At 62.8% G+C, this 14746-nt stretch carries 12 protein-coding genes and 1 riboswitch; of the genes, 8 read left to right on the forward strand and 4 right to left on the reverse strand.

Translation table 11 applies throughout. From position 1 onward, the window contains the following. Positions 1-116 precede the first annotated feature (116 nt). From AB5Y93_RS18205 to AB5Y93_RS18220, 4 genes are all read left to right on the forward strand, one after another. On the forward strand, positions 117-704 hold the full coding sequence (locus AB5Y93_RS18205; protein WP_103244459.1) for a hypothetical protein: 588 nt from the start codon (positions 117-119) through the stop codon (positions 702-704). A 305-nt stretch (positions 705-1009) separates the two neighbouring features. Then, positions 1010-2029, forward strand: a complete 1020-nt coding sequence (gene ompA, locus AB5Y93_RS18210) for a porin OmpA (RefSeq protein WP_010673501.1) — start codon at positions 1010-1012, stop codon at positions 2027-2029. 412 nt (positions 2030-2441) lie between these two features. Continuing rightward, on the forward strand, positions 2442-3443 hold the full coding sequence (gene ompA / locus AB5Y93_RS18215) for a porin OmpA (RefSeq protein WP_039039303.1): 1002 nt from the start codon (positions 2442-2444) through the stop codon (positions 3441-3443). Positions 3444-3662: 219 nt separating this feature from the next. Then, on the forward strand, positions 3663-4721 hold the full coding sequence (locus tag AB5Y93_RS18220; protein ID WP_368230009.1) for an OmpA family protein: 1059 nt from the start codon (positions 3663-3665) through the stop codon (positions 4719-4721). 74 nt (positions 4722-4795) lie between these two features. On the opposite strand, the gene AB5Y93_RS18225 is transcribed toward AB5Y93_RS18220, so the two are convergent. Beyond that, positions 4796-6490, reverse strand: a complete 1695-nt coding sequence (locus AB5Y93_RS18225) for an NAD-dependent malic enzyme (protein WP_214005300.1) — start codon at positions 6488-6490, stop codon at positions 4796-4798. 55 nt (positions 6491-6545) lie between these two features. Next, complete coding sequence (locus tag AB5Y93_RS18230) at positions 6546-7403, reverse strand: AraC family transcriptional regulator (RefSeq protein ID WP_253585339.1); 858 nt, start codon at positions 7401-7403, stop codon at positions 6546-6548. Positions 7404-7523: 120 nt separating this feature from the next. On the opposite strand from AB5Y93_RS18230, the gene AB5Y93_RS18235 reads away from it, so the two are divergent. Both AB5Y93_RS18235 and AB5Y93_RS18240 read left to right on the forward strand, forming a co-directional pair. Then, complete coding sequence (locus tag AB5Y93_RS18235; protein ID WP_029313969.1) at positions 7524-8903, forward strand: MATE family efflux transporter; 1380 nt, start codon at positions 7524-7526, stop codon at positions 8901-8903. 151 nt (positions 8904-9054) lie between these two features. Next, positions 9055-9303: a YciN family protein gene (locus AB5Y93_RS18240; RefSeq protein ID WP_010673495.1), complete on the forward strand. Its 249-nt coding sequence runs from the start codon at positions 9055-9057 to the stop codon at positions 9301-9303. 30 nt (positions 9304-9333) lie between these two features. On the opposite strand, the gene AB5Y93_RS18245 is transcribed toward AB5Y93_RS18240, so the two are convergent. Continuing rightward, a complete protein-coding gene (locus AB5Y93_RS18245) occupies positions 9334-10473 on the reverse strand; it encodes a diguanylate cyclase (RefSeq protein WP_368230012.1) in 1140 nt (379 codons plus the stop codon). A gap of 243 nt (positions 10474-10716) precedes the next feature. On the opposite strand from AB5Y93_RS18245, the gene AB5Y93_RS18250 reads away from it, so the two are divergent. Both AB5Y93_RS18250 and AB5Y93_RS18255 read left to right on the forward strand, forming a co-directional pair. Further along, entirely contained in the window at positions 10717-12114 is a 1398-nt protein-coding gene (locus AB5Y93_RS18250) for a nucleobase:cation symporter-2 family protein (protein ID WP_128272630.1), read from the forward strand. A 100-nt stretch (positions 12115-12214) separates the two neighbouring features. Further along, positions 12215-12928, forward strand: coding sequence for a protein ligase (locus AB5Y93_RS18255; protein ID WP_368230014.1), 714 nt, complete (start codon positions 12215-12217; stop codon positions 12926-12928). Positions 12929-13129: 201 nt separating this feature from the next. On the opposite strand, the gene AB5Y93_RS18260 is transcribed toward AB5Y93_RS18255, so the two are convergent. Then, positions 13130-14506 (reverse strand): sodium:alanine symporter family protein, encoded by a 1377-nt coding sequence (locus AB5Y93_RS18260; protein WP_045523510.1) that lies wholly within the window; start codon positions 14504-14506, stop codon positions 13130-13132. A 107-nt stretch (positions 14507-14613) separates the two neighbouring features. Next, a riboswitch (glycine riboswitch) is annotated at positions 14614-14724 on the reverse strand. Positions 14725-14746 lie beyond the last annotated feature (22 nt).

Raw genomic sequence — 14746 nt, forward strand, 5'->3', positions numbered from 1 at the left:
CCTCGGGGATGGTAATCGCTGCGTCGCCTCAGGTAAACAGTCTCGAAAAGAAACCTTTCTTGTTGCCCGGCCATCCCTCGTATAATTCGTCGGTTATTTCCAAGAGAGTCATAAACATGGCATTTCCCGGCATCATTTCCCGTCTTCATTCCGACCCGGACTCCCTCCCCCGTCAGCTCGCCCAGGGTCTGCAGACCCGGGCCGAAGCGTTCTGGCTGCCCATGGCCATGCAGGGAGACGCCACCACCGTGCTGGCGGCCCTCCCGGACAGCTGCAGCCTCTATCTTGAAGGCCAGGCGACGCTTCCCCTGCGCAGCCACGACGGCGTCGTGGCAGAAAACGGCACCCTGGCACTGGGCAATGGTCACACGATGACGCTGGCCAGGGAGAAAGGCGATGGCGGCATCGTGCCGGAAGAAAGCCTCGCCGAGATGGCCCAATGGCTGGAAGCAGGTCATCGGCACTTCATCTGCTCCACCGCCGTCCAGCCCGTGGCGCGGGCCATCCTCAACATCTGGCCTCTCGATCCCTACCTCGCCCGTCACTTCTTGCTCAGTTTCACACCCTTGCTGTGCGAAGCAACTGAGGCGGACTATCTTGCTGTCCTCTCGGTCAGGGCGGGTGACGCCACCCCGCGGCACGCTTGGGCTGAGGCTTATATGAAGCTTGAGAAGAAACTGCATCGCGCCTACTTGGATCACTAATAAATCCCAAGAAACAGCCAGTTATCCCTACGACACAATTTGCCCCATCCCTTATCTGTGAGCTTGATCATGTTTTGAAATGGGCATAAAGTGCGCCACGTCATCGGAATGACGTCGGCTGTTCGTGGCGGAGTATGCATTGTCGACAGTGCAACCCGCGCACTTGTGCACCCAGATACGTGCCTCCTGGATGGATCTAGGATCCCTGTTCGCACCAACGTCGTTGGTCGACAGAGCCAGCAGCTTACATAAATTACAAAGTGCGAAGCACGTGAACAACGTGCCATCTCAACGAGGATTATTTTATGATGAAAATGGCTCCTTCCCTGATCGCCATCGCTATGGCCACCATGGGTGCAACTGCAGCTCACGCCGCTGACGACATCTACTTCGGCGCCGGTGTTGGTGCAACTCACTTCAACGGTCTGAACAAGATCGAAGGCGTGAACGTTGGCGAAGAAGATGCGGCTGCTGCCAATGCCTTCGTTGGTTACAACTTCAACGAATACTTCGGTTCCGAGCTGGGCTACCAGTACACCGGCCGTGGCAACACCGACGGCAACCGTTACGAGAGCCAGGGTGCCACCCTGTCCGGTATCGCTCGTCTGCCGCTGGGCAACGATTTCTCCCTGTTCGGTGAAGCTGGCGCCTACTGGGGCCACACCGACGGTCTGGGCACCAGCGATACCAAAGTATCCCCGCTGGCCGGTGCCGGTGTGACCTACAAGGTCAACGACGCGCTGGATCTGCAAGCTCGCTACCGCTACATGTGGGACGTGGCTGACCTGCACGCCGACAACGTACGCTACAAGTCCAACCAGAGCGTTGCGACCCTGGAAGCCGTTTACCACCCGTTCCGTACTTCCTACGTAGCGCCTGCTCCGGCCCCGGTTGTTGAAGAAGCACCGGCCCCGGCTCCGCAAATCGTTGAGAAGAACTTCGCCCTGAACTCCGACGTGCTGTTCGCCTTTGGCAAAGACAGCCTGAAGGCCGAAGGTGTGCAAGCCCTGAACGCTCTGTACCAGCAAATTGTTGAGTTCCAGCCGAAAGACGGCAACGCCGTTGTTGTTGGTTACACCGACCGTATCGGTTCCGACGCTTACAACCAGAAGCTGTCTGAAGCTCGTGCCCGCACCGTTGCCAACTTCCTGGTCAGCAAGGGTATGGCTGCCAGCAAGGTTGCCATCGAAGGTCGCGGCGAAGCCAACCCGGTCACCGGCACCAAGTGTGACGGCGTCAAGGCCAAGGCTCAGCTGATCTCCTGCCTGGCTCCGGACCGTCGCGTAGAAGTTCGCGTATCCGGCGTACAAGAAGTTCAAAAGTAATCTGACTTCGCTCAGGTAACGTAAAAAAGGGGATGCAACGGCATCCCCTTTTGCTGTCTCTCTCCTCCCCCCAGCGACACTCTCTGTCTCACCTTTTCTCCCCTTTGCCCCCGTATTGCGGCCCCGCGACACCGGTGTCGGCGCTGCATATCTGTGCAGAAACTTGATCACGCTGATTCAAAAGAATACAGTAGCAACGCTTGTAAGACATTGGATGAACTATTAAAAGTGCTCAGTGCCCGGTTAGTTGTCCATGGAGAAACAGCTTCATGAGAATCCAGGTTTCCATCCATTTTTTATTCAAGCCGTCCGTGATCCGCTCACGGTGTCGCACATGAAGTGTCATCTGCGACCGGTATAACAAAGAGTGCGCAGTACGCCCATAGCACGGCAACTCAACGAGGATAAAACGATGAAAATGAAAATGGCACCAACCCTGATTGCTCTGGCCATTGCAGCCATGGGAACCACCACCGCTCAGGCGGCCGACGACTGGTACACGGGTATGGGTGCAGGTTGGGCCTATGGCCACGACCTGGATACCTTCGGCCAGGATGCTGACAAGGACGCCACCGCGCTCTCCCTGTTCGGCGGTTACAACTTCACCGAGAACTTTGCCGCCGAGCTCGGCTATCTCTATGCCGGCAAGGCTGGCGTCGATGGCGTCGACTTCAAGACCCAGGGTGCCACCCTGTCCGGTATCGCACGCCTGCCCATGAATGACATCTTCTCCGTCTTCGCCGAAGGGGGGGCCTACTTCAACCACGTCAACGGCAACGGCCAGAGCGACAACGGCACCTCGCCGCTGGCGGGACTGGGTCTGACTGCCAAGCTCTCCGACCTTATCGACCTGCAGGCCCGCTACCGCTACATGTGGGATCTGGGTGACGATCAGAAAACCTGGAAAACCGACATGAGCGTCGCCACCCTGGAACTGGTGATGCACCCGAACCGCACCACCTATGTGGCACCGGCCCCGGCACCGGCTCCCGAGCCGGTTCCCGAGCCCGTCATGGTCGACAAGAACTTCTCCCTGAGCTCGGATGTGCTGTTTGCCTTCGGCAAATCCACCCTGAAGCCGGAAGGGGCTGCTGCGCTCAACACCCTGTATCAGCAGATCGTCGACGTCCAGCCGAAAGATGGCAGCGCCGTGGTGGTGGGTTACACCGACCGCATCGGCTCCGATGCCTACAACCTGAAGCTGTCTGAAGCCCGTGCCCGCACCGTGGCCGACTTCCTGGTTGGCAAGGGTCTGCCGGCTGGCAAGGTATCCATCGAAGGTCGTGGTGAAGCCAACCCGGTCACCGGTACCCAGTGTGACGGCATCAAGGCCAAGGCTCAGCTGATCGCCTGCCTGGCACCGGATCGCCGCGTCGAAGTGCGCGTCACCGGCGTACAGGAAGTGCAGCAATAAGGGGACAACCACCTGTTGCAAAAAGGGGCCATTCCGGCCCCTTTTTTAATGCCCGGACGGCACCGCCAGCGCGGGCAGCCCACCTGCCTGTCTCACCGATTTTCCATACAGATGCGTCACTTAAATGGTTAATGCGCTCACATCGCCTATACATAATGTTGGCTATACATAGCAAAGGGCTGGGAGCCCTATAACACCCAACATCGACGAGGATACGCGATGAACATAAGACTGAAACCTGTGTGGATTGCATTGGCATTGGCGACGAGTGCCGCCCAGGCGGCACCTGTTCACGACTGGTATGTGGGGGCTGGGGGTGGCTGGGCCTTTGCCCATGACATCGATGATTTCAGCCAGGGTGTCGGCAAGGACGCGACCGCCATCAACGCCTTTGTCGGCTACAACTACAACGAGAACCTGGGGACCGAACTCGGTTACCTCTCCACCGGTGACTGGGATATCGCCGGCCAGGACTTCAACAGCAAGGGGGCCACCCTGTCGGTCATTGGCCGTTTGCCGCTGGGGGACATCTTCTCTGTCTTTGCCGAAGGGGGCGGTTATCTCTATCACGTCGACTCCGTCAACGGGGGAGATGACAACCTGGCTCCCCTGGCGGGTCTGGGCCTGACCGCCAGACTGAGCGACTGGGTAGACATCCAGACCCGCTACCGCTACATGGTGCGAGTCGGGGACGATCCTGACAACGACAAGGTGGGCAGCGGTACCAAACGCTGGGTCAGCGACATCAGTACCGCCACCATCGAGCTGGTGCTTCACCCCAATCGCACCGTCGCCGCGGTGCCGGTGGCCGCGCCTCTGGTCGTGGCACCGCCGCCCCCGGCTCCCGAGCCGGTGGATCAGACCTTCAACCTGAGTTCGGATGTGCTGTTTGCCTTTGGCAAGGCGGAGCTCAAACCGGAGGGGATGCAGGCACTCGACACCCTCTACCAGCAGATCGTCGACGTCAAACCCAAGGATGGCAACGCCGTGGTGATGGGCTACACCGACCGCATCGGCTCGGATGCCAACAACCAGGCACTGTCGGAGGCCCGTGCAAGCACGGTCGCCAACTTCCTGATTGGCAAGGGGCTGCCCGCAGACAAGGTGAGCATTCAGGGCAACGGCGAGAGCAACCCGGTCACCGGCACCCAGTGTGATGCCATCAAGGCCAGGGCTGCCCTCATCGACTGCCTGGCCCCGGATCGCCGGGTCGAAATCCGGGTCACCGGTGTCAGCAATCCCGCCGAGCCCGCCCCCGCCGAGCAACCGGCACAATAACCTCCTCTTCCTTAACCGCCGTGCACAAAAAAGGGATGCCGAGGCATCCCTTCTGCATGTCTGTCCCCTTGGGATCAGAAGGAAGTACGACGATAGCGGCGGTACTCGGGGCGCCAGAAGTTCGCCTCGATGGCCTGATCGATCACATCATCGGGGGTCTGCACCGCCTTGCCCTGCAACATGGCGGTCTTGGCCACCATCTTGGCGATGTAGCGGGAGACCTGATGGATGTCCGCCAGATCCGGCAGCAAGGAGCCCTCTTCCCCCTTCACCAGGGGTGAACAATCCGCCAGGGCACGGCTGGCCGACATCAGCATGGCATCGGTCACCCGGTTGGCACCGGAGGCGATCACCCCAAGGCCGATCCCCGGGAAGATGAAGGAGTTGTTGCACTGGGCGATGACGTAGCGCTTGCCCTTGTACTCCACCGGTGCGAACGGGCTGCCGGTGGCGACCAGCACCTGGCCGTCGGTCCAGCGAATGAGATCCGCCGGTGTGGCTTCCACCCGGGAAGTGGGGTTGGAGAGCGGGAAGATGATGGGACGGGCACAGTGCTTGTGCATGGTCTTGACCACCTCTTCGGTGAAGAGGCCGGGCTGGCCGGAGACCCCGATCAGGATGTCCGGGCGACCGTGCTCCATCACCTCCAGCAGGGAGATGTTGTCCCCCACCGGCCACTCCTTGATCCGCTCGACCGGCTGGGAGAGCTTGCGCTGGAAGTCGAGCTGGTTGGGGATCTTGTCTGTGATGAGACCGAATCGGTCCACCATGAAGACCCGGCCCCGCGCCTCGGCGTCGGTCAGCCCTTCGGCCTTCATCTGCGCCACGATCTGCTCGGCGATGCCGCACCCGGCACTGCCCGCCCCGAGGAAGGCGACCCGCTTCTCGGAGAGCTTGGCACCGGAGGCCTTGCAGGCGGCGATGAGGCTGCCCAGGGTCACCGCGGCGGTCCCCTGAATGTCATCGTTGAAGCAGCACAGCTCATCCTTGTAGCGGTTGAGCAGTGGGGTGGCATTGCCCTGGGCGAAATCCTCGAACTGCAGCAGGATGTCCGGCCAGCGGCGCTTGACCGCCTGGATGAAGGCATCGACGAACTCGTCGTACTCTTCGCCACAGATGCGCGGATGGCGCCACCCCATGTAGAAGGGGTCGTTCAGCAACTGCTGGTTGTTGGTGCCCACGTCCAGCACCACCGGCAGGCAGTAGGCCGGGGAGATGCCGCCACAGGCGGTGTAGAGGGAGAGCTTGCCGATGGGAATGCCCATGCCGCCGATGCCCTGATCCCCGAGGCCCAGGATGCGTTCGCCATCGGTGACCACGATCACCTTGACGTTCTGCTTGGTGGCGTTTTGCAGCATGTCATCGATCCTGTCCTTGTCCGGATAGGAGATGAAGAGGCCGCGGGCACGACGATAGATGTTGGAGAACTCCTCGCACGCCTTGCCGACCGTCGGGGTGTAGATGACCGGCAGCATTTCGGTGAGGTGATTGTTCAGCAGGCGGTAGAAGAGCGTTTCGTTGGTATCCTGGATATTGCGCAAATAGATGTGCTTGTCCATGTCGTTGCCAAACGCCATGAACTGGCGATAGGCACGCTCTGCCTGCTCTTCGATGGTTTCGATGTTCTGGGGCAGCAGACCTTCCAGGTTGAAGCTGCTGCGTTCTTCGCTGGTGAAGGCGCTGCCCTTGTTGAGCAGCGGCGTCTCCAGCAGGGCTGGACCTGCGTAGGGAATGTAGAGGGGACGTTTCTGATTATTATCTTCAAACATGGATCTGTACCTTGACTGTGTGGCCCGTCGATCCTATGGGCTTGAGCCAACAATTTCAAAGGGTTTGCACCTCCCTTGCGAAAGGTTTGCGACCCAGTCGACGAAAGGCCCCCGGAGTCTGACCCGTCAGACGCCGAAAACGGTTGGCAAAGTTGGCGCCGTCACTGTATCCGACCCGGGCCGCCAGCTCGGCCAGCGGCCAGTTGGTGTAGAGCAGCAACTGGCGCGCCTTGTTCATGCGAAGTCCGGTGAGCCAGGCCATGGGGCCCATGCCGAACACCTGCTGGCAGAGCCGGTGCAGATGGGGCACCGAGCAGGCCATCTGGTCGGCCAGCAGGGCCACGCTCCAGGGCTCGTCCAGACGCGCCTCCACCCGCCGAAACAGCGCCTGTAGCCGCAACTCCGGCGTGCCGCGCACCTCCCCCTGCAGGGTCCGCTCCAAGAGCGCCAGCAGCAGGCTCAGCAGCTGGGGCTGGAGCGGCGAACGTATTCCCTCCCCCTGCATCAGGCTGAGCAGATGGTAGAGCTGCTCCCCCTCCTCCCCCTGCCAGATGCGATGGCCAAGCCGGTGCAGATGCTGCCAGCGCGGCACGTCGTCCAGCAGGATCCAGCTGGTATGCCAGGCTTCCCCCACCAGCCTGAGGCCCCCCGGCACGGCGGCCGGGAGAAAGACCAGGGCTCCCGCCGGGATGGGCTGCTCCCCGCCATCGGTGAGCAGGGCGCCCCCCTCGTCATGGCTCACCATCAGGATGTGAAACTCCGGTCGGTTGCGGCGGATAAGGTAGTGCTCCCGTATCGTCGAGAGGCCGGTCAGGAAGACGCCCGCCTCCCCAAGCAGGGGCAGCCCTTCGCGTCCCAGCATCCGCTCTTCGCAGGCCGGGGCAATTTCCAGACTCTCGCTGATAAATGGCATAGCACCTCAACAGGATAGTTTTGCACAAGAAAGCCGAGAGGGGCTCACAGTGAAGCCTCCCGATATCACCCCTATCATACCCACGACAAACCCTGATTTTTACCAACCCGGTTAACATAAATGAATTATTGGCAAGCGATTTTAAAACAAACCACCGATCGCGAGTTCATGACGCGACTGTGGCGACTGGCCCTGCCGGTTTCGCTGCAATCCATGATGTTCTCCCTGCTCGGCCTCATCGACATCATGATGGTGAGCCAGCTCGGCACCACGGCTGTGGCGGCGGTCGGCTTGGGCAACCGGGTCTTCTTCTTCAATCTGCTGGTGATAGCGGGGCTCTCGGGCGGGGTCTCGGTGTTGGCGGCACAATATTTCGGCCGTGGCGAGATGGCCGGGGTGCGCCGCTCCCTGGCCCTGGCCCTGGTGGGCGCCCTGGCGGTGAGCCTGCCCTTTGCCCTCGTCTATGTGTTCTCACCGGGCAGCGTGCTCGGGTTTGCCAGCCAGGAGCCCGCGCTGCGCGAGCTGGCCGACGAGTTCCTGATGATCACCGGCGCCACCATCCTCTGCACCGCCGTGGTGGTGCCCCTGGAGTCGGCCCTGCGCTCGGTGGGCAATGCCGCGGCGCCGACCCGCATCGGCATCATCGCCATCATCGCCAACGTCATCCTCAACTATGCCCTCATCTTCGGCCATTTCGGCGCCGAGGCCATGGGAGTAGCCGGCTCCGCCTGGGGCACCACCCTGTCGCGCCTGCTGCAGACCGCGCTGCTGCTTGCCTATGTGTGGCGTGCCGAGCCCCGCCTCATCCCGCGTAAGCAAGACTGGCTCGCCGCCTTCAGGCGCAAGGAGGTGGTGCGCTTCACCCTGATCGCCCTGCCGCTGTTGCTGCACGACGGGCTCTGGGCCTTCGGCATGCTACTCTACGGCTTCCTCTACGCGCACCTCGGCACCGACGCCCTGGCCATCATGACCACCCTCGGCACGCTGGAGAGCATCCTCATCTCCCTCTTCTTCGGGCTGGCGGTGGCCTGCTCCACCCTGCTCGGTCACCGGCTCGGGGCAGAGGAGTATGACGAGGCCTGGCAACACTCCCAGCTCTTCCTGCTGCTGGCCCCCGTCGGCGCCCTGCTGGTGGGGACCGCCGTCTGGCTGATGCAGGGCAGCCTGCTGCAATGGGTCGGCAACCTGCCGGGCGAGCTGATGACTGAGGCCGGCCAGGTGCTCGCCATCCTGTGTCTGGGCATGCTGCTCAAGGTGTTCAACATGGTGGGGATCGTCGGGGTGCTGCGCTCGGGGGGGGACGTCAACTACAGCATCTTCATCGACATCGTCGGCATGTGGTGCATCGGCCTGCCGCTGGCCTGGGTGGCGGTCAGCCTGCTGGGCTGGCCCCTCTCCTGGGTGGTGGCCGTGGTCCTGCTGGAGGAGCTCTCCAAGGTGCTGCTGGTGCAGCGCCGCATTCGCCAGCGGCGCTGGCTGCGCAATCTGGTGCTGGGATAAGGGAAGAGCGCAAAGCGGGAAAATGCGGGGTCATATCAATGACAGAAAATCCCGCTTTGCAGTATGCTGGCCCCCTCTTCAATCAGAGGCGGGGTGCGCCGGCCATGCCGACCCTTGTGCCCCTGCCCAGTAGTCGTTTAAGGAGACGAGCATGCAACCACAAAAAGAGCGGATCACCGAGACTGCCCTGCTGGAGATGGCCAACAAGATCATTCGTGAACACGAGGACTTCATCCACGGCATGCGCGCCGACTCGGTGGAGCAGAAGGGGGACATTCTGGTGTTCAAGGGGGAGTTCTTCCTGGCAGAGGACGGCACCCCGACCGGCAAGACCATGGCGGTGTTCAACATGTTCAAGCTGCTGGCCCAGCAGCTCTCCGGCAAATACACCCTGGCCTGACGCCAGCCCCGTCATCACCGGATGCCGCCCTCAGGCGGCATCCGTTTTTGTGCGCCCTGCATCGTCCGCGGGTTTCCCTGCCTCGGCCACCACGCAGTTGCGACCCGCCATCTTGGCCATGTAGAGGCACTCGTCCGCCCGGTTGAGCAGCTCCTCCACCCCCTCGCCACGCTGGGCCAGGGTCAGACCGATGCTCACCGTCACCTCCAGCAGCTCGTCGGAGGTGGGGCTTTTCACCAACCTCGCCTCCACCGCGACCCGCAGCCGCTCCGCCACCCGCTTGGCCTGTGCCAGATCCGTGCAACCGGGCAACAGGATGGCAAACTCCTCCCCGCCGTAACGCCCGAGCACCATGCCGGGCTCCAGTTGTTCCGACAGGGTGGCCGCCACCTCCTTGAGCACCGCATCCCCCGCCAGATGGCCGAAGGTGTCGTTGATGCGCTTGAAGCGGTCCAGATCCAGCAGCAGCACCGCGAAGGGAGCCTGTTTGCGGATCATGGCGGCCCTCGCCTTCTCGAGCTGCTTCATCAGCAGGCGGCGGTTCATCATGCCGGTCAGCTCGTCCGTGGTGGATTCCCGATAGAGTTGCAGCAGCATGTTGAGCTGGCCGCACTGCACCCAGGCGCTGGCGATGGCAAAGAGCCCCAGCAGCCAGACCTGATTGAGGGTCTGCACGCTCCAAAGAGGCTGGCCCACCAGCAACCAGTTGCCCGCCAGCATGGTGGCCAGAATGCCCCCCGCCAGTTGCAGGCTGAGGGAGAGGGGAATGGGGAAGATGGCGAACAGGCTGATGAGCAGATAGGGGAAGGCCATGTAGCCCGCCTGCATCTCCTGATCCGCGCCGAAGCTGTGCAGGCAGATGAGGGAGAAGAGCATCATCACCGCCATCAGGTAGCCCAGCGCCAGCTTCATGCGCTCGCGCTTGAAGTGGATGAGATAGGAGAGGGGGATGAGGGGCGAGAGGGCCAGCAGGCAGAAGATCCTGACCTGGAACAGCGCCTCGAACTGGATGGCTGGCAGGGTCAGCCAGTCCACCAGGGCCCAGCTCGGGAGCCCCGCCATCAGCAGACAGGTGAGCAGCCGCAGCCGCACCGTCATGAAGCCCATCCGGGTCAGGGTAAAATCTTCGGAGTGGGCGCGGGCACTCCAGAACTCCGACAGCTTCAGCATCCAGAGTCTCCATCTTCGAACCGAGGGCTCATTCTACACCGTCCCCATCCTGATGCATCAGCCTCCCTCCCCTTTGTGAGGGATCGGTCTCACACAAACCGGCGGATCTTAATCGCCACAGGAAAACGTTTCAACCCATCGAGAAATAAACGAGTTTGCGCTCAATTAGCGCTGGAAAGCGCGATACCAATCACTAAAATAGCGCCCAATTTTCTCCCATCCCCCCACACATTCGAGGTATTTATGGAACAGGCTGCCGCCCCAAGCGCCATCCGAGAGGCCCATCCCCCCAGGCGAGCCCACAGCGAACTGGTCTACGGCATCGAGGATGTACCCCCCCTGCCCCAGACCCTGTTCGCCGCCCTGCAGCATATGCTCGCCATGTTTGTCGCCATCATCACCCCGCCCCTCATCATCGCCAACGCCCTCGGCCTCCCCGCCGATGACACCCGCTACATCGTCTCCATGTCCCTGGTCATGTCCGGCATCGCCTCCTTCATCCAGACCCGCCGTTTCGGCCCCCTCGGTTCCGGCCTGCTCTCGGTACAGGGCACCAGCTTCAACTTCCTCGGTCCCATCATCGCCTCCGGCCTCGCCCTCAAGCAGGCGGCCATGCCCACCGACGATCTGCTGGGCACCCTGTTCGGCACCATGCTGGCAGCGGCCCTCACCATCGTCGTCATGAGCCGTTTCCTGCACCTGGTCAAACGGATCATCACCCCGCTGGTGACCGGCATCGTGGTATTGCTCATCGGCTTGACCCTCATCAAGGTAGGGCTCATCAGCATGGGGGGCGGCTACGGCGCCCTGGCGGACGGCAGCTTCGCCAGCCACACCAACCTCTTTCTCTCCCTACTGGTGCTCGGCCTCATCGTGCTGATGCAGCGCAGTCGCAACCCCTGGCTGCGCCTCTCCGCCATCATGATCGCCATGCTGGCGGGCTATGCGGTGGCGCTGCTGCTGGGCAAGGTGGCAGTCCCCACCTTCGACGGCCCGCTGCTGATGGTGCCTGTTCCGCTCCACTACGGGCTCGGCTTTGACTGGCAGCTGTTCGTGCCGCTCGCCATCATCTTCGTGGTGACGGCGCTGGAAGCCATCGGCGACATGACCGCCACCTCCGACATCTCCGGCGAGCCGCTGGAAGGGCCGGTGTACATGGCGCGGATCAAGGGGGGCGTGCTGGCCGATGGCGCCAACTCCATGCTGGCGGCGGTCTTCTCCACCTTCCCCATGTCCACCTTCGCCCAGAACAACGGCGTCATCCAGCTGACCGGGGTGGCCAGCCGCCATGTCGGCCTCTTCATCGCCGCCATGCTGGCCCTGCTCGGCCTGTTCCCGGCGGTGGCGAGCCTGGTGCAACAAATACCTGAACCCGTGCTCGGCGGCGCCACCATCGTCATGTTCGGCACCATCGCCGCCGCCGGGGTGCGCATCATCTCCCGGGAGGAGCTGGACCGCCGCGCCCTGATGATCCTGGCGGTGTCGCTCGCCATGGGTCTCGGAGTGGCCCAGGTGCCCGAGGTGCTGCAACACCTGCCGGAGCTGGCCAGGAGCGTGCTCTCCTACGGCGTCGCCACCGGCGGCCTCACCGCCATCCTGCTCAATCTGCTGCTGCCCAGGCGCGCCGCCGCACAGGCCTGACACTCCGCCATCCTTGCACCAAAGCCCCGCCATGCGGGGCTTTACCTTGTTTGCCCCCGCGCGTACTGTGCTTGGCAGCCTCTGCCAAAGGATGCCTTTCATGCCTTATACCCTGCAGCCCCCGCCGCCCGCCCACCAGACACCCGACCAGATCCTGGCCGAGGAGCAGCGCTGGCTGCGGGAGTGCGCCGGTGACGGCGAGCCCAGGGCCCTCCTCTGGCAGGGCCCCCAATGCCTCATCGTCACCCGCAAGGACACCCGTTTGCCCCGCTACCAGGCCGCCTGCGAGCAGCTTGCCGCCGAGGGCTGGCCGGTGTTCGTGCGCGACAGCGGCGGCACCGCCGTGCCCCACGGCGCCGGCATCCTCAACCTCTCCCTCATGCTGCCCCGCACCACCACGGATCTGGCCCACTACTACCGGCTGCTGGGGGCGCCCCTGCTCGCCCTGCTGGAGGAACACGGTCTTGCGGGCAGCTACGACTTCGTGCCCGGCTCGTTTTGCGACGGCCAGTACAACCTGGTGATCGGAGGGCGCAAGGTGACCGGCACCGCCCAGCGCTGGCTGGCGCCGGGCCGGGATCACGACGGCGCCGTGCTGGCTCAGGCCATGCTGCTGGTGGCGGGGGATGTGGACGAGGGCACCCGGATGGCGAGCCGCTTCTACGAACTGGCCGGGGGCGAGCTGCGCTTTGCTCCGGGCACCTCCACCACCCTGGCCCACGCCATTGGCTGGCAGGGGGATGAGGCGGCCCTGGTGAGCCGGGTGAGCAGGGCGCTGGCGCAGCGGCTCACCGGAGATATTCCCTCCCCCTGACCCCCTGGGGGCAACAAGCGCCGCCATTCATTGCGTAAAATGCAAAAAAGCCACGATGAGCGTCGTGGCTTTTGCGTATTTCGCACAGATATTGTCAGAGGAGCCGGGATCAAGCCCCGGGTTTTGCCATCCCAGCCCGGATCCCGGTTGACACCATGGACAGGAGCCCGGTGACAGGACTTCCCGCAGGCCCGCTTCTCATCAGGCCGTCTGCGGCTCGGGCTCGGACTCCGTATCTCGGTCGCGGCTGAAGTAGGCGCGGGTCTCGGCAATCACCACGTGGCGCAGGCCGATGAGGCCGATGAGGTTGGGCACCGCCATCAGGCCGTTGACGATGTCGGCCAAGAGCCAGATCAGGTCCAGATGGAGGAAGGCACCGCTCGCCACCAGCACCAGATAGATGAGGCGGTAGGGTTTGATCGCCTTCACCCCGAACAGGTACTCGGTGCAGCGCTCGCCGTAGTAGTTCCAGCCAAGGATGGTGGTAAAGGCGAAGAACAGGAGGCCGATGCTCACCAGATACTGGCCCACATGGGCATCCAGCCCCTGGGCAAAGGCCAGACTGGTCATGGCCGCACCGCTCGCATCGCCGCTCCACACCCCGGTCACCACCAGCGTCAGGCCGGTCATGGTGCAGATGATGATGGTGTCGATGAAGGTGCCGGTCATGGAGACCAGCCCCTGCTCCACGCAGGAATCGGTCTTGGCCGCCGCCGCCGCGATGGGGGCCGAGCCCAGGCCCGACTCGTTGGAGAAGACCCCGCGCGCCACCCCGGACTGGATCGCCAGCATAATGCCGGCGCCGACGAAGCCGCCGGTGGCCGCATGGCCGGTGAAGGCGCTCCCGATCACCAGCATGACCGCATCGGGCAGGGCGCCTGCATTGTTCACCAGCACCCCGGCACAGGCGACGATGTAGAAGATGGCCATGAAGGGCACCACCTTGCTCGACACACTGGAGATGGACTGGATACCCCCCAGGGTCACCAACGCCACGATCAGGGTCAGCACCACGGCGGTCACTTCACGGGGTACCGAGAAGGAGAGGCTCATGGCATCACTGATGGCGTTGACCTGGGGGAAGGTACCGATGCCGAAGAAGGCGACGCCGATGCCGAACAGGGCAAACAGCTTGGCGAGCGGCCTGGAGCCGAGCCCCTTCTCCAGATAGTACATGGGGCCACCTGCCATCTGGCCGTTGGCGTCCTGCTGGCGATATTTCACCGCCAGCAGGCACTCGGCGTACTTGGTGGCCATGCCGAACAGGGCGGCCATCCACATCCAGAACAGGGCGCCCGGGCCGCCGAGCTTGATGGCGGTGGCGACCCCGACGATGTTGCCGGTGCCGATGGTGGCGGAGAGGGCGGTGCACAGGGCACCAAAGCTGGAGACATCCCCCTGCTTGCCCTGCCCCTGATCGCGGCCAAAGACCAGCTTGAGGGCCAGCGGCAAACGCACGATCTGAAGCAGACCCAATCGCCAGGTGAGATAGATACCGGTCCCGACCAGCAGGATCAGCAGGGGGGGACCCCAGATAAAGCTATCGATGGCGGCGAGCGCCGATTGAATTGATGACATGCATCCTCCTTAAAAAACAACGATTAAGGAGGAGAAGGATGATCTTCCCATAGGTGTCGCGATCGGCCAGAGGCGATCGGATGCGGGCCAAGCCCAGGTACAACCATCCCATCCCCTCTGTCCTTTTGCCTGAGAGTTTCCGGCGCCAGATTGCGATGCAATCACGGTGCCTTGCTCCTTCGGCGCCCGATTCAACGGGTCTCTCCAGAGTATCGTCCAGTAGCAGTCCACACCGGTTGC

This window comes from Aeromonas sp. R10-1, from assembly GCF_040908465.1.
Classification (GTDB): Bacteria; Pseudomonadota; Gammaproteobacteria; order Enterobacterales; family Aeromonadaceae; genus Aeromonas; species Aeromonas caviae.

Excerpts from the sequence above, each read along its gene's own strand:
- AB5Y93_RS18260 (WP_045523510.1), bottom strand. The coding sequence starts at position 14,506 with ATGTCATCAATTCAATCGGCGCTCGCCGCCATCGATAGCTTTATCTGG.
- ompA (WP_010673501.1), top strand. The coding sequence starts at position 1,010 with ATGATGAAAATGGCTCCTTCCCTGATCGCCATCGCTATGGCCACCATG.
- AB5Y93_RS18225 (WP_214005300.1), bottom strand. The coding sequence starts at position 6,490 with ATGTTTGAAGATAATAATCAGAAACGTCCCCTCTACATTCCCTACGCA.
- AB5Y93_RS18230 (WP_253585339.1), bottom strand. The coding sequence starts at position 7,403 with ATGCCATTTATCAGCGAGAGTCTGGAAATTGCCCCGGCCTGCGAAGAG.
- AB5Y93_RS18235 (WP_029313969.1), top strand. The coding sequence starts at position 7,524 with ATGAATTATTGGCAAGCGATTTTAAAACAAACCACCGATCGCGAGTTC.
- AB5Y93_RS18250 (WP_128272630.1), top strand. The coding sequence starts at position 10,717 with ATGGAACAGGCTGCCGCCCCAAGCGCCATCCGAGAGGCCCATCCCCCC.
- AB5Y93_RS18245 (WP_368230012.1), bottom strand. The coding sequence starts at position 10,473 with ATGCTGAAGCTGTCGGAGTTCTGGAGTGCCCGCGCCCACTCCGAAGAT.
- ompA (WP_039039303.1), top strand. The coding sequence starts at position 2,442 with ATGAAAATGAAAATGGCACCAACCCTGATTGCTCTGGCCATTGCAGCC.
- AB5Y93_RS18240 (WP_010673495.1), top strand. The coding sequence starts at position 9,055 with ATGCAACCACAAAAAGAGCGGATCACCGAGACTGCCCTGCTGGAGATG.
- AB5Y93_RS18255 (WP_368230014.1), top strand. The coding sequence starts at position 12,215 with ATGCCTTATACCCTGCAGCCCCCGCCGCCCGCCCACCAGACACCCGAC.
- AB5Y93_RS18220 (WP_368230009.1), top strand. The coding sequence starts at position 3,663 with ATGAACATAAGACTGAAACCTGTGTGGATTGCATTGGCATTGGCGACG.
- AB5Y93_RS18205 (WP_103244459.1), top strand. The coding sequence starts at position 117 with ATGGCATTTCCCGGCATCATTTCCCGTCTTCATTCCGACCCGGACTCC.